16 protein-coding genes are annotated in these 17,131 nt (G+C 53.1%); 7 read left to right on the top strand and 9 right to left on the bottom strand.

Annotated features, from left to right (window positions below):
• Positions 1–42 precede the first annotated feature (42 nt).
• Complete coding sequence (locus QHG98_03570; GenBank protein MDH7596809.1) at positions 43–513, top strand: hypothetical protein; 471 nt, start codon at positions 43–45, stop codon at positions 511–513.
• Positions 514–516: 3 nt separating this feature from the next.
• Here QHG98_03570 and afpA read toward each other — a convergent pair whose 3' ends face one another.
• A complete protein-coding gene (gene afpA, locus QHG98_03565; GenBank protein ID MDH7596808.1) occupies positions 517–1,086 on the bottom strand; it encodes an archaeoflavoprotein AfpA in 570 nt (189 codons plus the stop codon).
• 697 nt (positions 1,087–1,783) lie between these two features.
• Between afpA and QHG98_03560 the strand changes: the two genes are divergently transcribed.
• Both QHG98_03560 and QHG98_03555 read left to right on the top strand, forming a co-directional pair.
• A complete protein-coding gene (locus tag QHG98_03560) occupies positions 1,784–2,383 on the top strand; it encodes an acetate uptake transporter (GenBank protein ID MDH7596807.1) in 600 nt (199 codons plus the stop codon).
• A 220-nt stretch (positions 2,384–2,603) separates the two neighbouring features.
• Complete coding sequence (locus tag QHG98_03555; protein ID MDH7596806.1) at positions 2,604–3,575, top strand: replication factor C small subunit; 972 nt, start codon at positions 2,604–2,606, stop codon at positions 3,573–3,575.
• A 440-nt stretch (positions 3,576–4,015) separates the two neighbouring features.
• Here the strand turns inward: QHG98_03555 and QHG98_03550 are convergent, their stop codons facing one another.
• The 4 genes from QHG98_03550 to QHG98_03535 form a co-directional block, all read right to left on the bottom strand.
• Positions 4,016–4,450: an ACT domain-containing protein gene (locus QHG98_03550; protein MDH7596805.1), complete on the bottom strand. Its 435-nt coding sequence runs from the start codon at positions 4,448–4,450 to the stop codon at positions 4,016–4,018.
• 14 nt (positions 4,451–4,464) lie between these two features.
• Entirely contained in the window at positions 4,465–5,769 is a 1,305-nt protein-coding gene (locus QHG98_03545; GenBank protein ID MDH7596804.1) for a phenylacetate--CoA ligase, read from the bottom strand.
• Positions 5,770–6,535: 766 nt separating this feature from the next.
• On the bottom strand, positions 6,536–7,549 hold the full coding sequence (locus QHG98_03540) for a transcription initiation factor IIB (protein MDH7596803.1): 1,014 nt from the start codon (positions 7,547–7,549) through the stop codon (positions 6,536–6,538).
• A complete protein-coding gene (locus QHG98_03535) occupies positions 7,537–7,794 on the bottom strand; it encodes a Gar1/Naf1 family protein (protein MDH7596802.1) in 258 nt (85 codons plus the stop codon). The genes QHG98_03540 and QHG98_03535 overlap by 13 nt, the downstream gene beginning before the upstream one ends.
• Positions 7,795–7,883: 89 nt before the next feature.
• Here QHG98_03535 and QHG98_03530 point away from each other — a divergent pair, with 89 nt between their 5' ends.
• Positions 7,884–8,804 carry a 50S ribosome-binding GTPase gene (locus QHG98_03530; GenBank protein MDH7596801.1) on the top strand — a complete coding sequence of 307 codons (921 nt, stop codon included), beginning with the start codon at positions 7,884–7,886 and terminating at the stop codon, positions 8,802–8,804.
• Here QHG98_03530 and QHG98_03525 read toward each other — a convergent pair.
• Positions 8,776–9,183 carry a DUF1699 family protein gene (locus QHG98_03525; protein ID MDH7596800.1) on the bottom strand — a complete coding sequence of 136 codons (408 nt, stop codon included), beginning with the start codon at positions 9,181–9,183 and terminating at the stop codon, positions 8,776–8,778. The genes QHG98_03530 and QHG98_03525 overlap by 29 nt on opposite strands.
• A gap of 978 nt (positions 9,184–10,161) precedes the next feature.
• Between QHG98_03525 and QHG98_03520 the strand changes: the two genes are divergently transcribed.
• Positions 10,162–12,750 carry a pentapeptide repeat-containing protein gene (locus QHG98_03520; protein ID MDH7596799.1) on the top strand — a complete coding sequence of 863 codons (2,589 nt, stop codon included), beginning with the start codon at positions 10,162–10,164 and terminating at the stop codon, positions 12,748–12,750.
• Positions 12,751–13,085: 335 nt separating this feature from the next.
• Here the strand turns inward: QHG98_03520 and QHG98_03515 are convergent, their stop codons facing one another.
• Entirely contained in the window at positions 13,086–13,817 is a 732-nt protein-coding gene (locus QHG98_03515; protein MDH7596798.1) for a dihydromethanopterin reductase (acceptor), read from the bottom strand.
• 20 nt (positions 13,818–13,837) lie between these two features.
• Here QHG98_03515 and QHG98_03510 point away from each other — a divergent pair, with 20 nt between their 5' ends.
• Entirely contained in the window at positions 13,838–14,308 is a 471-nt protein-coding gene (locus tag QHG98_03510; protein ID MDH7596797.1) for a Mut7-C RNAse domain-containing protein, read from the top strand.
• Here QHG98_03510 and QHG98_03505 read toward each other — a convergent pair.
• Together QHG98_03505 and QHG98_03500 are read right to left on the bottom strand one after the other, a co-directional pair.
• Positions 14,289–14,816, bottom strand: a complete 528-nt coding sequence (locus QHG98_03505; protein ID MDH7596796.1) for a transglutaminase-like domain-containing protein — start codon at positions 14,814–14,816, stop codon at positions 14,289–14,291. The genes QHG98_03510 and QHG98_03505 overlap by 20 nt on opposite strands.
• Positions 14,817–15,499: 683 nt before the next feature.
• Positions 15,500–15,943 (bottom strand): hypothetical protein, encoded by a 444-nt coding sequence (locus QHG98_03500; protein ID MDH7596795.1) that lies wholly within the window; start codon positions 15,941–15,943, stop codon positions 15,500–15,502.
• A gap of 798 nt (positions 15,944–16,741) precedes the next feature.
• On the opposite strand from QHG98_03500, the gene QHG98_03495 reads away from it, so the two are divergent.
• Complete coding sequence (locus QHG98_03495; GenBank protein ID MDH7596794.1) at positions 16,742–17,122, top strand: ArsR family transcriptional regulator; 381 nt, start codon at positions 16,742–16,744, stop codon at positions 17,120–17,122.
• Positions 17,123–17,131: the final 9 nt, after the last annotated feature.

The raw sequence follows: 17,131 nt of genomic DNA, 5'->3' as shown, positions 1-17,131 counted from the left end.
GCAGTTATGCCGCTCTTTGCGCATCTCTTCAGGAGGGCTGGCATGAGATCGCTCTTAAAAGCGATGGTTGCGCTCATTCTGTGTGCGTGCATGCAGCCGGGCTCCTGCGGTGTGACCGTAATGCTGACCACAGGAGAAGCGCTTCAGTTCGCCGGAAACCTCACGCTTGTGGTGGAGGATGTGGACCTGCAGGCAGGCAAGGTGTGGCTCACGCTTTACAGCAGCGGGTCTCCGGTCGCATCATCTGTCCTCGGGATCGGAGATCACTTTGTCCACTACGGCGTGAAGCGTATAGATCTCCAGGTCATCAACATCTACGCTGGCGGGGATAGAGATCTGGTCGTCCTGGATGTTATAGAGGGCATACTGGCTAGCCCCACAGAATCATTAAGGAATGTCAACCAAGAAGACGCAGAAGCTGCAAAAAATGTGAGGACAGCACCAGGTCTCGGGGCTGGGGAGACGCTCGTCGCGCTGGCCGTGGGCATTCTCGCTTCTGTATGGCATAGCTGAAGGTCACGGCCTGCCAAAGTGCTTCTCGAATACCGCTGGGATCTCATCGACCCTTCTCAAAACAAATGTCCCCTCCATCGCCTCAAGACGTTTCACATGCTCCACGTCCTCACGCCGGATCCGGAGCTTCAGATCCCTTCCGTCAGGCAGCCTAGTGGTGGTAACGCCCTCCTCGTAGTCTGATGGCATTATGTACAGCGGCACGTATGCCTTCTGCGCCATTATCGCTGCATTGGTCAGAAGCGTATCCGCCAGCCGCAGGGAGATCTTTGCCACAGTGTTGGATGTCGCAGGTGCTATGATGAGGAAAACAAACTTTCCCAGCTGCAGCTGTCCTGCCAGGAACGGGGCGTTCGCATTCGCCTCCACCCAGATCTTGTCGAAGTTCGCCTCCAGCTCGTTGAAGAGCTTGTAGTACTTGATCACCTGGTCCCCTGCCCTCGATATGTATACCCTGATATCCACAACATCCCTGTAGATCTCCTGGACGTTCTTCATCATGTCCACAATCTCTGGAAGCCTGTCACCACTTCCGGTTATTCCCCAGGCCACCTTTGGTTTTCTGTCAGGCATGATATACACGAAGCTCAGGATCTGCATAAAATTTTCGATAAAATTGCTGCGTTGAATAATTGTGACATAAAATGTCGATCGCTATCGATTTTTACTATAATTGTAATTTGTATGAAGTGAGTCTCTGCTATAGGATTCTCAAACATTATTCAACACAACAGATAAAATCCCAATTCGTCATTGAGGTCTACAGCATGTGATCACAAGGATTCGTGATCCCATGTCGTGATGCCAATTACTGAACGCTCTGATCCATTTGATAACTTGCCCATAGAATAACTGGTCCTGCTATGCATTCCTGCTGAACGAATAAGTGCGTTCAGCAGCCACATTGCACGCCAACAAGTTGCCAAACACATAAGAGCGTTCCTGAAATGCCATTCAGCGAAACGATCCGGCGACATGAACAGGCCATCCAGCAGCTTGAGCCCGCACGAGCATCGCGATATTCGACCTGAGATGGGCGGGGATAGTTCTTGTGTATCCTGGTCGTGGGGTCTATGGTGCCAGCGTCGAGCATCGCGATATTTGACCTGAGATGCAGCATTTGAAATAATTTATCGTTCTATTTGATTCATTTTCGTATTTAAATGTGTCATGGAACAAACAAACCGCATTATTTTTAATTTATATCTTTAGGGTAACAAATTAATATTATGATTTCGCCAGATGTCACAAATGAAGGAGGGATTTATACTTGGCAACGAATAAGGCGCTGGACTCCACCATCAAGGTGCTCGACACCACTGCGAATCCGGCCCCACTCGGGCTCATGGGCTTCGGCATGACCACAGTGCTCCTGAACCTGCACAATGCGGGTTACTTCGAGCTCAGCGCGATGATACTGGCCATGGGTATCTTCTACGGAGGCATAGCACAGATAATAGCCGGAATCATGGAGTGGAAGAAGGGGAACACCTTCGGAACCACAGCGTTCACCTCTTACGGCCTCTTCTGGCTCACGCTGGTCGGTCTGATACTCATGCCCGGCATGAATCTCGGAGAGAAGGCATCTCTCCCCGCAATGACAGCATACCTGTTCATGTGGGGATTGTTCACTGCAGTCATGTTCTTCGGGACACTGAGAGCGAACAGAGCCCTGCAGTTCGTCTTCCTCTCGCTGGCGATACTGTTCTTCCTGCTCGCGGCCAGAGATGCAACGGGCAGCGCTTCGATAGGGACGCTGGCTGGCTATGAAGGGATCATCTGCGGCCTCTCCGCGATATACACAGCCCTTGCCCAGGTTCTGAACGAGGCGCATGGAAGGGTCATACTCCCGCTCGGACAGGTGAAATGATCACACTGTCCACATTTTTCTCTGCACCCCGAATCGTACAGCGATTGACGTAACATCCGATTACTGAGGCATTCGGCTGTTGACCCGGCCGCTGGGGGCAGTCGGGATCAGCGCGCACAGGCATAACACCTCATGAATCCAGCTGCCTCGCATGCCGCACGCACACAGTGAGGGAATCTTGATATATCGATCTGCGGAATGAGTTCTTGGAGGGGTTCCGATCAAAGAGGAGATCTGGATTGAGAAGTACAGGCCCACGAGCCTGGATGAGATTGTGGGCCAGCCGGAGATAGTCAGGCGCCTCAAGTCGTACGTGGCCACGAGAAACCTGCCCCATCTCCTCTTCTCAGGGCCGCCGGGTGTCGGGAAGACAGCGGCTGCGATCAGCATAGTGCGCGAGATATTCGGCGAGGGATGGAGGGATAACTTCATCGAGCTAAATGCCTCTGACGAGCGCGGCATAGATGTCGTTCGCACAAAGGTCAAGGACTTCGCCCGGATGGCGCCTCTGGGAGGTGCCGAGTTCAAGGTGATATTTCTTGACGAGGCGGATGCGCTGACAAGCGATGCGCAGTCTGCTCTCAGGAGAACAATGGAGAGGTACAGCGCGACCTGCAGGTTCATACTCTCCTGCAACTACTCCTCGAAGATCATAGAGCCGATACAGTCGAGATGTGCGGTCTACCGATTCAGGGCTCTGACTCCGGAGGCCATCGAGAAGAGAATCAGGTACATCGCGGAGCAGGAGGGCGTGGAGGTAACTGAAGATGGCATCGAGGCCATAAACTATGTCGCAAGGGGAGACATGCGGAAGGCAATAAACGCGCTCCAGGCCGCGGCCCTGATAAGCGATAAGGTGGACATGAACACGATCTACCAGATAACATCGATGGCGAGGCCTGAGCAGATCAGGAATCTGATAAAAATGGCGATATCCGGGGATTTTGCGGGCGCGAGAAACGAGCTCGACGATCTTCTCCTTGTACAGGGGCTCTCAGGCCAGGACGTGGTGGTCCAGATCCACCGTGAGATGCTCGATCTGGATGTGCCTGATGCAGATAAGGTCAGGATGATCAACCGGATTGGAGAGATCGACTTCAGGATAACAGAGGGGGCGAACGAGAGGATACAGCTTGAGGCGCTGATAGCCTACATGGCCCTCACAGGGCTGTCAAAGTCGACTGCCACGTGATATCCATGGTAGGATTTAAAGTATTTGCTCAATATCGTGAGCGTACTTGAGTTACTGATCAAGTGAAGCCGCTATCATCGGGCATAGTCGTTCATCCAGAAATACTCCCATAGGGCAATTTACCTCAACGTATTGAGCATGTTCGATTTATAGTATTATAGCAACTTATGCGGAATACTATAAACAGCGCTCTTATCCATCCGATAACTTGCCCAAAGAGGCACTGGTCCTGCTATGCGTTCATGGCAGATGAACGAATGCTTACAGCAGCCAAACCACACAGCCCCCAAGTTGCCAACCACATAAGAGCGTTAAACAGATGTTCGGGCTCCGAAAGGCAGCAGCATGAACCTCTGCAGGGATGGAAAACCTGCACAGATCGATGCCTGTACAGGTCTCTCACTCAAACTCTGATCCTGCCATCCCTGGAGCGTCGCTCTTCAGATCTTCTGTATCTCCTCTGGTGTTGCTATCTTGACGCCCCTTGAGCTCAGAGTTCTCCTTGCGGCCTCTATATCATCGACACGCATTATAAGCATCGCCTTCTCCGATTTCGCGGTAACGAATGCATATGCGTAATCGATGTTGATGTTGTTCTCCCCCAGTGCGCTGACTATCTCGTATAGCCCGCCGGGCGTATCCCGCATCTCAACCGCAAGCACATCTGTCATCGATACAGTGAAGCCGGAGTTGCGCAGAACTTCATAACCCTTCTGCGGGTCATCAACAACCATTCGTATAACACCAAAATCGCCGGCCTCTGCAATGGTCATCGCTCTTATGTTGACACCAGCATCGGAAAGCGTCTTCGAGACCTTGGCCATCCTGCCAGGCCTGTTCTCAACGAAAAGTGATATCTGCTTTATCTCGCTCATCAAAAACCCCTCCATTACACCTTACGGGTATCTATGACCCTTTTTGCCTTTCCTTCTGAGCGCGGTATGACGCCCGGCTCCACCAGCTCAACCTCTGCGGATATGTTGAGCACATTCTTCAGCTCCTTGGATATCCTCCTGTTCAGCGCCATAAGATCGCCTATTCTGTCGCTGAAGCCCCTGTCGGTGAGTTCCACCCTGACCTTCATCACGTCAAGAGCGCCCTCTCTGCTGACAATAATCTGGTAGTGCGGCCCAACCTCGGGTATGTTCATAAGCACGGATTCAATCTGGCTGGGGAAGACGTTTATGCCGCGGATGACCAGCATGTCATCTGTTCTGCCGAGAACTCTCATTATCCTCGGGTGTGTGCGGCCGCATTCGCACGGCTCAGACTCCCTGATTGTGAGATCCCCTATCCTGTATCTTATGAGGGGCATCGCCCACTTGTTCAGCGTGGTGACGACCAGCTCTCCTGTTTCTCCATCCTCGACCTGTTCCCCTGTCTTCGGGTCGATGATCTCTATGAGAAACATATCTGCCCACACATGAATCCCGTTCTGGTGCTGGCACTCCGTGAAGAGCGGCCCGCTTATCTCGCTGGTCCCGTATATGTCGTAGGCCTTGATGCCTGTTATATCCTCTATCCTCCTTCTAGTCTCAAGAGACCACGGCTCTGCGCCGAAGATGCCTGCCCTGAGCTTTGTGTCCTCTCTTATGGACACACCCATCCTCTCAGCGACCTCTGCTATGTGGAGGAAGTATGATGGTGTGCATGCTATCGCGGTGCTCTCCAGGTCCTGCATCAGCTCGATCTGGCGCTCCGTGTTGCCCGTGCTTGTTGGGAGCACCGCGGCACCGATCCTCTCCGCCCCGTAATGGAGGCCGAGACCCCCTGTGAAGAGACCGTAGCCATAGCCGACCTGGATTACATCGTTTCTGCCCAGCCCGATGGATGTCAGGGCTCTCGCGAGCGACTCTGTCCAGGTCTCAATATCGCCCTTCGTGTATCCAACCACCGTCGGCTTGCCGGTTGTGCCGCTGGAGACATGATATCTCACGACCCAGTTCTTCGGAAGGCAGAACATTCCTGTTGGATATGTATTTCTAAGATCGACCTTTCTTGTGAACGGAAGCTTCGTTATGTCATCCAGCTCCTTCACGTCATCAGGTGTGACGCCTGCCTCAGCGAAGCGCTGCCTGTAAAACGACGAGTGATCATAGACGTATCTAGTTACGGCCTTCAGACGGTCAAGCTGGAGCGCTTTAAGATCCTCAGCTGGCATGCGCTCCATATGCGGATCCCAGTATCCAGACATCAGTATCTACCCGCGTGCTGTTATGTGCATCTATGATAAAAAAGAATCGATGAGCCAGAAAATTTGCGTCCGCTCTTTTGTATTAAGCAACCTGGAGGTCATGCAGGGAGGTTGCTGAACGCACTCATCCCTCGCCAGGCCTTCAACGCAGTCGAAGATAAGTCGAAAAGAGCGCATGGCAGGAGAAGTACCTCTTCAACAAGTTAACAGATGGATAAGAGCGTTTGCGTCCCTCTTTGTTTGGCGTCATCTGTGCTGCCGAATGCGCTCACCCCTCCCCCAGATCTGATGGCGGAAAGGTGCAACTGGTAAGTCAGCTGGTAACCAGGTTGTAAGGCATTCCCCGACGAGGGGATCGTCTGCCTGTTTTCCTGCAACAGCATGTGAGAACATGCTCAATACGTTGGGCTAAATTGCCATCTCGACGGATCTCTGGATGAACGACTCTGCCATAGCAGCTTCACTTGATCGGTACCTCAAGCACGCCCACCATATTGAGCAAATACGCATGTGGCAACACAGGAGTCATAAGGTGTTATGCCAAAGACCGGTTCATGACAAGTGGATCCGCGAACTGTTGGGGCACAACTAACGCGAAGTCATAAGGTGTTATGCCAAAGACCGGTTCATGACAGGCTGTTCTGATTCAAACCCGCAATCGCAGCCTGGAAGCAGTGAATGGTTTGCGCAGTGCAATGGTTTTACAAATGTTTTAATCATCGGGGCGCGCTTCCGCCCGAAGTGCAGGCAGGGTACACGCTGCCCCTCAGAGGATGATCTCGATGTTCAGCTCTTCTGCGAGCTCCTTGTACCTGTTTCTTATGGTGACCTCTGTCACGCCAGCGACGTCGGCCACCTCCCTCTGAGTCCTTCTGTCGTTGCACAGGATCGAGGCTATGTAGATGGCTGCCGCCGCAACACCGGTCGGGCCGCGTCCTGATGTTAGCTCCTTCTCCGCGGCCTGTCTCAGGATCTCTATGCCCTTCGCCTGGACATCGCCTTTGAGGTTGAGCCCAGAGCAGAATCTGGGGATGTAGTCGATCGGGCTCGTCGGCATGAGCTTGAGCGAGAGCTCGCGCGATACGAACCTGTATGTCCTTCCGATCTCCTTTCTGCTCACCCTGGATACCTCAGCGATCTCATCGAGCGTTCTCGGCACGTTGCACTGCCTGCATGCAGCGTAGAGCGCAGCAGCCGCGACGCCCTCTATGCTCCTGCCGCGGATCAGGTTCTTCTCGACGGCTCTCCTGTAGATCACAGCAGCGGTCTCCCGCACGTTTCTGGAGAGGCCTAGGGCGGACGCCATCCTGTCGAGCTCTGAAAGGGCGAATGCGAGGTTGCGCTCTGTGGCGTTACTGACCCTTATGCGCCTCTGCCACTTCCTCAGGCGGTAGAGCTGGGCACGGTTTTTCGAGGAGATAGTCTTCCCGTATGAGTCCCTGTTCCTCCAGTCGATCATCGTGGAGAGGCCCTTGTCATGGATGGTGTACGTCATCGGGGCTCCGACCCTCGATCTCTTCATCCTCTGATCGTGATCAAAGGCCCTCCACTCAGGACCCTGATCGATGAAGTTCTCGTCTATGACCAGGCCGCAGTCAGAGCATACAAGCTCCGCTCTCTCGTAGTCCCTGACCAGAGCACGACTTCCACACTCGGGACACTCTACAGTATACTTATCAAGCTCCTCCTCCTTCTCCTTCTCGCGCTGGAGCTTGATGCGCTCTTTTATCTTCTCCTGCTCTGTGCGCTCTATCTCTCTAATTCTCTCTATCTCTTCCACTTACCATCTCTCCTGGGAGATTCCACATAGAGCATGCTTCCGACGTGAACCGTCGTGTCGACTCCTCTGGCGGGTCTGACGATAACATACGGCCTCTCCAGAGGACCGAAGATATCCGAGACCTTACCGATCTTTGTGCTCTTTCGATCAACAACCACAGATCCAATCTTTGGAGGATCGGCTGCATCCCTGCGAACAATAAGTTTATTCTGAACCACATGGAGTGCTGTTCCCAGCCTCTTCAATAGTTCACCTCAGCAGGAATAGAGCACCACTAGTATATAAAGATTTCGAAAACCATTTATCTCATTAGGTTAACCTCCTGGCACCAGGAATGTTCGAAAGATTGTCTACGGTTCCGGATGCACAGGAGCTCATCGACAGGGCCTTCAGGCGCGGCTCAAAGGCTGTCAAAGCTGCCGGGAATGATGCAGCCTTTGTCGGCACAGCTGGCGGGGTCCTGGCCACCTCTCTATCATCAATCGTCAGGAGGTTTCCAACGTTTGAGAAACTGCCCGAGTTCTACTACGATCTTGTGGATGCGGTGGCTGGCGTGGATAGGCTCCGTGTATCACTCTCCAGGGTGGGATGGGCCTCAAAGCAGATACGCAGGATATCAAGGGACTACATGCTGAGCCCGAGGGGCGCTGAGGAGATGAGATCTGCTCTGGGGCGAATGGCATCCGTTCTCAGATCGATCGATGAGGATCTCGTCTTTCTGAACGAGGCAGCATCTCGTCTGAGGGAGATTCCCGGCATAGATCCCTCCCTTCCCACGATAATAATCGCAGGCTATCCAAATGTCGGGAAGTCCAGCTTTCTCGCCATGGTCACCAGGGCCAGGCCAAAGATCGCCAGCTATCCCTTCACAACACAGGGCCTGATCGTCGGTCACATCACCAGAGAGGATCAGAAATATCAGATCCTGGATACACCAGGGCTTCTGGACAGGCCGCTATCTGAGAGGAACGAGATCGAGAGGCAGGCTATCGCCGCCATGCGGCATCTCAGAGGCGTCGTGCTATTTCTCATAGATCCGACGGGCCACTGTGGCTATCCGCTCGATGCCCAGCTCAGGCTCCTGGAGGAGATACAGAGCTGGCTGGAGCTGCCCGTCGTTGTGGCATACAACAAGTCGGATATACCATCCGAGCATCCCAGAGATGGCATCAGGATATCAACGCTCACAGGAGAGGGTGTGCCGGAGGCTCTCGATATCTGCATGTCTATGATGAACGACGAGTCTCGCCTATAAACCTCACCAGTCCGGGTGAGACCTTCAGATCCTCAGAGAGACTCTCTGCGATATCCTCAGGGCTCATACCCGAGCTCATGAGCTCTGATATCCTCCGTAGATCCTGCTCCTCTATTATCAGGTACTCGCTCAGATCCTTCCTGTGGCCCCATACGTCGCCCTCTATCAGGGAGATCCCGTGGATCTGCAGAAACATCTTGCCGGCCTGTGAAAGCGTCCGATAGTAAGATGCTGGCACCTGTATCGCCTTGAGCTGAGGGCATCTCTGGAGAAGCCTGAAGATGTCCGCATTCGATGCCCTGAATGCGAGATGCACAAAGAGCTCATCCCTGCTCAGCCGTTCTATCTCGCTCTTGGAGCTTACCACTCTTATCCTCAATGTGGCTCACCCGGGTTGAATTTGCCATCCCATGGACCATCCCTGGATATAAATTTGGTGATCGAAGCAATATTGCTTTTCTAGAGCAAAAAGTGAACCGCTCTCGATGCAGCTTCACGTCCCGGATTTGCCGAATGGTTCCCAGGGAATCGGTGGTCTCGAGAATAGCTGGACAGGCTGTCGAGGATTCGAGCGCAGCGGTATGATGCTGAACCCCACTGGATGCATCTGATCTCAAAGATGTGATTGCACGATTGCATAGCTGGAGGCACCAGCAGAAAAATCTGTACACTCTCATACATCCGATAACCTGCCCGGCGAGGCACTTCTCCTGCCATGCGCTCGTTTCGACTTATCTTCGACTGCGTCGAAGAGTTTCGGCGAAGTCAAAACTGTCGAAATCATTCGATGTAGTCGAAGGCCCAGCGAGGGATGAGTGCGTTCAGCAACCTCCCTGCGCGACCTCCAGATTGCTGAATACAAAATAGCGAATCTGTATAAGTTTAGGGGGAGGAGGAACGCCTTTGAGCCAGATGTGATAACCATCGAATCAATCTGCCTGTGCTGCGTTGAATATAGTATTCCGCATAAGTTGATATAATATAACATATCACATAAAATAATCTATAAGGTATGACATATCCAGTAGCTTTTAAATGGATTTACATGAAGTGGCGCAAAGAACTATGATTAAGACCTAAAAGGTCGAAAACTATCGATTTTTACTATAATTACAACGCTCTTATCCATTTGATGACTTTCCCAAAGGAGCAGGGGTCATGCTATGCGTTCGTTTCGATGAATGAATGCTTTCAGCGACCACATTGCATGCTCTGCAAGTTGCTACGCACATAAGAGCGAATTACAATTTGTATGAATTGGGTCTATGCAGTCAGATTCTCAAACATCATTCAACACACCCTCTGCCTGGAAAAGTCTTAATACTCTCTATTCGGTAGTACTCACAGGTGTTCGTCCATGAGGGTACATCTCCTGTTTGTCTTTCTTCTGATACTGCTCACGACCACAGGCATTGCTCCAGCTAGCGAGGTGCTTCTTCTGAACTCCTACAACCCCGGCATGGCCTGGACAGATGATGTCACCAACGGTGTGCGCCTCAGGCTGGCGATCGATGCGCCGGATGCGAATCTCACGGTGGAGTACATGGACGCCAAGAAGATCCAGCTGAACGAGTCCAGAATGGAGTTCCTGAAGAGGCTGTACTCTGAGAGATACGGTGAGAGACAGTTCGATGTCATCATATCCTCAGATGACGACGCGTTCAGGTTTCTCCTGAAGAACAGGGACGAGCTCTTTCCCGGGGTTCCAGTGGTCTTCTGCGGCGTGAAGGACTTCAGGCCAGAAATGCTGAGCAATGTCAGTGGATTCACAGGGGTTCTCCTGAACGTGAGCATCGAGGATACGGTCGGTCTCATGCTCAGGCTTCATCCATCTGCAGATAAAATAGTGGTCGTGAATGACAACACCACCACAGGAAGGGCAAACAGGAGGGTGCTGGAGGGCGTTATACCAGAGTTCAATGTCACCTTTGAGGTTCTTGATGATGTGACGGCGGATGAGCTGCGCGAGAACGTATCCAGGCTCGGCCCTGACGCGCTTGTGCTACTTCTCACTTTCAACAGGGATCGCGCTGGAGGGGTCTTCACCTATGAGGAGAGCGCAGAGCTTCTCCGGCAGGCCAGCCGTGTTCCCGTCTACGGTGTGTGGAAGATGTGTCTGGGTCATGGCATAGTCGGAGGCAACCTCAGCAGTGGAAAGGCGCAGGGAGAGAAGGCCGCAGAGATCGCAGCGCGCATACTGCGGGGCGCAGATCCGGATAACATACCCATAACCGATAACAGTCCAAATGTTTACATGTTCGATATGGTCGAGCTTCGCAGATTCAACATCTCCCCCGGATCTCTGCCCGCGGGCAGCATCATAATAAATCAGCCGTTCCACGACAGGGCGGATCTGAGCCACATGAACCTCAGCTGGCACAACATGAGCGGCGCGAGCCTGAACCAGACGTACCTGAACGGCTCGGATCTGAGCGGCTCAAACCTTACTGGAGCATATCTCAGGTACAGCATGATATACGATGCGAACCTGAGCCTTGCAGACCTCTCCGGCGCGGATATCGAGGGCGCTGATATACACAACACAAATCTCCGCGAGGCCAGGCTGAGAGGCGCAAAGGTCATCAGTGCCGACCTGATAGGAAGCGATCTGAGCTGCGCAGATCTCACGGAGGCAGAGATGGAGAACGCCAGGCTGAGCGGGGCGACTCTCTTCGGCGCCAGGATGGACGGAGCAGATCTGAACGGCACCAAGATGGATGGATGCAATCTGAGCGGAGCTTTTCTCCGGAACGCATTCGTCTACCGTGCCACTCTCAGAGACGCGAATCTATCAGGGGCAAACATGAGCGGCTCAGATCTCAATGGCATTGACCTCACGCGCGCATCTCTCAGGTACTCGGATCTGAGAAGCACATCGATGCAGGACTCTGTGATGAGAGATGCGGATCTGACCGGATCCAAGCTCACAGGCGCCGTTATGATGCGATCCAACATCTCGGGCGCGAATCTCTCGTTCACAGACATCTCAAACACTGATATGCGAAGGTGCTGCATGCTCTTTACAGACCTGCGCGGCGCGAATCTTAGTGGTGCCAGGCTCGACTCATCAATGCTTTTCAGGGCAGATCTGACACGGGCATCTCTGGTCTCAGCAAGCCTCCGTGGTGTGGACCTCACAGAATCAGATCTATCAGAGGCTGATCTGAGGGATGCGGACCTCACGAGCGCCAGATTGAGCAGCGCTGTGCTTGAGGGCGCGGATATGAGCGGCGCCAGGCTGCTCGGCGCGGATCTCACACAGGCGAGGATGCATGATATGCTGTTAACGAGAGCCAACATGCTCGGCGTGCGTGCGAACTGGGTGGATCTGAGAAACAGCCGCTTGTCAGGAGCTTTTCTCACAAGAGCCGAGCTGTTTGGAGCAGATATGAGCGGCGCTGACCTGAGCGGCGCAGATCTCGTAAAGGCATATGCCCTGAGGGCAAACCTGTCGGGAGCAGATCTCACGAATGCGAGGCTGGACGATGCTGACTTCAGTGGGGCGATTCTCAGAGGTGTGATAATGTCAGGGATTGTGATTCACAGCGTCAACTTCGGACAGGCAGATCTCAGCCGGGCCGATATGTCTGGATGCCGCCTTGAGGCCCTCTACGTCTCGAATGCTGTGATGAGATCTGCGAAGATGAGAAATGCCATCCTGAGGGGCGTGATGCTGGAGAACTCAGATCTGAGCATGGCAGATCTGAGGAGAATAAAGGCGACAGGTGTGTATCTCACCAACACAAGCCTCTCCGGGGCAGACCTGCGAGACTCTGAGCTCTACTCGGTAGGATTTACGAATGTCGATCTGCGCGGAGCCAGGCTCGATGGAATAAAGTATGATAGACCAACGCTCGAGAGCCTGGCGCGGCAGAACCTCGACGGGGTGAGCATGAGCGATGATCTCAGGAGGGATATCGAGAGGGTCAGGAGTGAGGCCTCCTGACCTCATCGATGATAGGAAAGCAGGCAGAAGACCCCCTCCCCTTCAGGGGAGGTTTCGACTTACCTTCGACGTAGTCGAAGGCATGGCAATGAATGCTTTCAGCGACCACATTGCATGCAAGTTGCTGCGCACATAAAGAGCGTGCGCTCTTATCCATCTGATAACTTGCCCGAAGAGACACCAGTCAAGCTATGCGCTTGTGGCGAGCGGATGAATGCATTCAGCAACCTACCGCATGACCTTCAAGTTGCTGAATACATAAGAGCGAGAGCGTGAATGATTACAGCAGCCAGACCACACAGCCTCTAAGTTGCCAAACACAAAGAGCGAACGAATCATTCAGATCCATGCATATTCCTCTTGAAAACTCCACCTTCAACAGCCCCTGGTATCTCATCAGGCGATTCGAGGATCACGTAGCCCCTCTCCCTGAGGATCTCGATGTTTCTCAGATCTATGCTTCTCCGCCTGACGTTCATCCTCACAGCATCTATCGCACCGCTGCTGCAGAGAGGCAGGCATGTACCACATCCATCGCACAGCATCAGGTCTATGGAGCGAATGTCATCGCCTGATATCGCACCCTGAGGGCAGGCTCTCTGCGGAGGACAGACCTCGCATCCTCTGCACATCTCCCTGTTCACAGCATAGGGCGCTCTCGTCACAACCTCTCTCACATCAGTCGGCAGCACAAGCACCGGCACCTCTGCCTTCTCAGCCATCGCGGCTGCATTTGTGACGATCGTGTCCGCTATCCCGCATGCGATCTTCGCCACGGTGTTCGATGTGGCGGGCGCGATCAGCAGCACGTCAAACCTGCCCAGCATGAGCCTTCCGGTCATAGGAAAGCTCCTTCCAGATTCACTCTCCAGAAAGATCTCCTCCAGATAGCCTCCTCCGGAGATCTCGTGGAGTCCATCGAGCAGCCCGTACATGCGCAGAACCTCCTCGCCTGCTCTTGATACAAATGTGCACACTCTGTTCCGGGCTGCGACCTCGCGCATCGCCTTCACGCTCTCAGCCAGGTACTGGCCGCCGCCGGTTATTCCCCAGGCAACCCTTCTCATCCGGAGAATGATTGATTCAGATGGCTATATATCTGGTGCAGGCCTTTATAGAAACGTTATATTCGTTTGCTTCCGGAGGTCTCCATACGGCTGAGTTTGTGGTGGACCACATGCTGATGCGCCTGGGAAGATGGCTCAGGCTTGCGGGTCACGATGTGGAGAATCCAAGGTCCATGAGCGATGGCGATCTCATCGCGCAGGCAGGGGAGAGGAGAACGCTGCTCACACGCGACAGGTCTCTGGCAGAGCTTTGTGAGAGGGCTGGAGTGAGATGCATTCTCATAAGATCCTCTCATATCGATGACCAGCTGAGAGAGGTGCTGGAGAGAGGTATCAACCTCGATCTCAACCCGGAGAGGTGCACCATCTGCAACGGCGAGCTCCTCGATATGGGGAACAGGAGATGGATGTGCTCAAGGTGCGGAAAGATCTACTGGCAGGGGTCGCACTGGCGGGGGATCGAGGCGCGGCTCAGATCTCTGGGCTCTTAGGACGGTATCCGCCGGAGATCTCCCTGGAGTTGATGTACTCTGAGAGGCGCATCTCGCCGGGAGCTATCGACCACATGTGGTTGCGGTTGAAGCAGAGCTGTGGCTCATACCTGTCTCTGCTTTCCGGCTCTGTGAACGGATCTGCTGGAGGCAGCCTCTGCGGTACCGAGTTCAGGGTGCTCTCAAGCAGGCACCATGTGCCGCTCTCGTTCTGGTAGACCACCCAGCAGTGGCCGTATGTCGTGCTGCCCGTGACCACCTTCCCGATCACAACCCTGACACAGTGCTCGCTTATCCCGCTGGCGATCATCAGTGTGGCAAGCAGAAATGACGAATCCTCGCAGTCTCCCCTCCGCAGCGTCAGCGTCTCTGCCGGAAAGAGCCAGAAATCGGGCATGCCAAATGCCTTTTTATCGGAGACGTACTCGACATTCTCAGCCACATACTTCCAGACCTTCCAGGCCCTCTCATCGAACGTCCCTGCCGCCCTGGATGCCGGAAGGTCCATCTCCTTAAGGGCGAGCTTTATGACCTCGCTGTCCGGGTACGATATCCACTCCCTGATATCTGTGGGGATGAAGACGTTCTCATTCCCCAGAACAGCCCTCTTGCTCCAGACAATTGTATCCCTGACGATCGTATCGCCAGCCCAGTTGTATCTCAGAGCTACCCCCTCCAGAGAAACTGGTTCATTGATTATATTTAAATTTATCTACTGTAATGATCTTTTGTGAAGCCTTAAACCTTTGAACGCATATGCTCCACGTTCTGACGGGGTTTCAGCACAGGCTCCGTGGAGGTCTATCACCAGGTGGTGAGGAGCGCGAAAGCAATAACTGCTCGCTCTTATTCAGCAACTTGAAGGTCATGCGGTAGGTTGCTGAATGCACTCATCCGCTCGCCACGAGCGCATAGCGTGATTGGTGCCTCTTCGGGCAAGTTATCAGATGGATAAGAGCGTAACTGCTTCACAGCCATCAACCAGGCTGTGAGGTGCAGGAAAAAGACCAACAGACCTCTATCCGTTTCGATACCTTGTTTAAGACAGACACGTTTAGGGTGCCGCCCATTCCCAACTCAATGAAGGTATGCCCACTGTATCCGCATGATCAAAAAGTGGAACCTGGGGCCAGAATCATTCCGGGAGACCTGCAGCGCAGATCTCAGCCGGCCATCCCAGGAGATGCTGTCCTAAGGGCTTGTTGGAACTGTATGGTATGGAGGATTTGTTGAGTACTGCCTTATGTCGTATGTATCCCTGGTCCTGACGAACTGCTGAATGTCATATGTTGGCTTCTGCTTGAAATATGCCTGCGCATCATAAAGCGGCTTCTGTCTGAAGTACATCTCAACATCGTATATATCTCTGGTCCTGACGAACTGCTGAATGTCATATGTTGGCTTCTGCTTGAAATATGCCTGCACATCATAAAGCGGCTTCTGTCTGAAGTACATCTCAACATCGTATGCATCCCTGGTTCTGACGAACTGCTGTATATCATATGTCGGCTTCTGCTTGAAGTACTGATCCACATCGTATCCCTGGGCAACCTGCGAGTCCTCCTGAGACGAGGCTGTGAGCATCATTGCGGATAAAACCACCATCAGGAGCAGTGCATCACATATAACTCTCATGTTTGGTTCCTCCCTGCAACAAGCGTATGCAATCCCACATAACGCCATTGTATGTCAATGATTCATCAGGGGTTTTGTATATAACTTTAACCCGTGGCGCTGGGGGGGAGCGTGGATGCTCCAGAAAACGCTCACGCTCTTATCCATATGTTAACTTGCCCAATAGAAGCACTGGGCTTGCTGTGCATTCCAGGTAAATGAATAAGTGCGTTCAGCAGCCATATTGCACGACCCGCAAGTTGCCAAAGACATAAGAGCGAACGCTCATGACGTAAGCTCAGCCATGTGGGTGAAATGGCCCGGGTCTATTTTCGTACCAACAGCTCAGCAGGATTGAGTACCTGAACTGGATCGCTGGACTCAACAGCTACTGGCGGCGTGACCAAGAGCTGGTTTTGTGTCCGCATATGCTCCGAAGGGGATGCTGGACGCAGCAGCTACTGACGGGAGATCCAATGGGTCTGGACGGATCGAGCGCGCGAATTTAGGATACACGGCCGAACCCTCCGGACCTCGATGAAGTGCACAACGAAAGCGGTCCAGGGATATGGCTCACCGAGATCAGAGGTACTGTGCTGCAGAGCAGCGATCTCTGAGAGAGCTTCAGTGGTTTGAGCCCATGACCTGCTCCTGATTGTGAACTGCAGGGGGAGCATGCCGATTTGCTGGAGAATCGCACATCAAATGATATGCAGATGCACACTTTCTATAAATATCTACAAGTTTCAAAACAAATTATTTATATGATTACGTTATTTCTATTATATGTAAAAGCTCTTTGGTTAATGGTGGTCGTGGATGAAGGATTACACTGTAAAGGTGCTGGACGATCGGGATCTGGAGTTCATCGAGGCGCTGAGAAGCCTCGGTGTGCAGAGAAATGTCGCGGCTCTGGTCACGTATCTCTCAAACGCAAAGGAGGTCTCTTCGAGGGAGATCGAGATGGGCACGGGGCTGAGGCAGCCGGAGGTCAGCATAGGGATGAGATTTCTCAGACAGAACGGCTGGATCGAGGAGCGCGATGTCAAGGGCGAGGGCAAGGGCAGGCCCATGAAGGTGTACGCCCTCAAGGTCTCGATAGACGAGATCATAAAACACTTCGAGGATCAGAAGCTGAAGGAGTCTGCCAAGGCGATGGAGTCGATAAGGAAGCTCAGGGAGCTGACCTCCACAGCCTGATCTCTTTAT

Origin of the sequence: Methanothrix sp. (genome assembly GCA_029907715.1) — an archaeon.
In the GTDB taxonomy this organism is placed as follows: domain Archaea; phylum Halobacteriota; class Methanosarcinia; order Methanotrichales; family Methanotrichaceae; genus Methanothrix_B.
The sequence above is the reverse complement of the archived record's forward strand: the minus strand, read 5'-3'. Positions and strand labels throughout refer to the sequence as shown.

Bases quoted from the DNA above. Each gene is read 5' to 3' on its own strand.
- QHG98_03570 (MDH7596809.1), top strand. From the start codon at position 43: ATGAGATCGCTCTTAAAAGCGATGGTTGCGCTCATTCTGTGTGCGTGC.
- afpA (MDH7596808.1), bottom strand. From the start codon at position 1,086: ATGCCTGACAGAAAACCAAAGGTGGCCTGGGGAATAACCGGAAGTGGT.
- QHG98_03550 (MDH7596805.1), bottom strand. From the start codon at position 4,450: ATGAGCGAGATAAAGCAGATATCACTTTTCGTTGAGAACAGGCCTGGC.
- QHG98_03545 (MDH7596804.1), bottom strand. From the start codon at position 5,769: ATGTCTGGATACTGGGATCCGCATATGGAGCGCATGCCAGCTGAGGAT.
- QHG98_03530 (MDH7596801.1), top strand. From the start codon at position 7,884: ATGTTCGAAAGATTGTCTACGGTTCCGGATGCACAGGAGCTCATCGAC.
- QHG98_03520 (MDH7596799.1), top strand. From the start codon at position 10,162: ATGAGGGTACATCTCCTGTTTGTCTTTCTTCTGATACTGCTCACGACC.
- QHG98_03515 (MDH7596798.1), bottom strand. From the start codon at position 13,817: ATGAGAAGGGTTGCCTGGGGAATAACCGGCGGCGGCCAGTACCTGGCT.
- QHG98_03510 (MDH7596797.1), top strand. From the start codon at position 13,838: ATGGCTATATATCTGGTGCAGGCCTTTATAGAAACGTTATATTCGTTT.
- QHG98_03505 (MDH7596796.1), bottom strand. From the start codon at position 14,816: ATGGACCTTCCGGCATCCAGGGCGGCAGGGACGTTCGATGAGAGGGCC.
- QHG98_03500 (MDH7596795.1), bottom strand. From the start codon at position 15,943: ATGAGAGTTATATGTGATGCACTGCTCCTGATGGTGGTTTTATCCGCA.
- QHG98_03495 (MDH7596794.1), top strand. From the start codon at position 16,742: ATGAAGGATTACACTGTAAAGGTGCTGGACGATCGGGATCTGGAGTTC.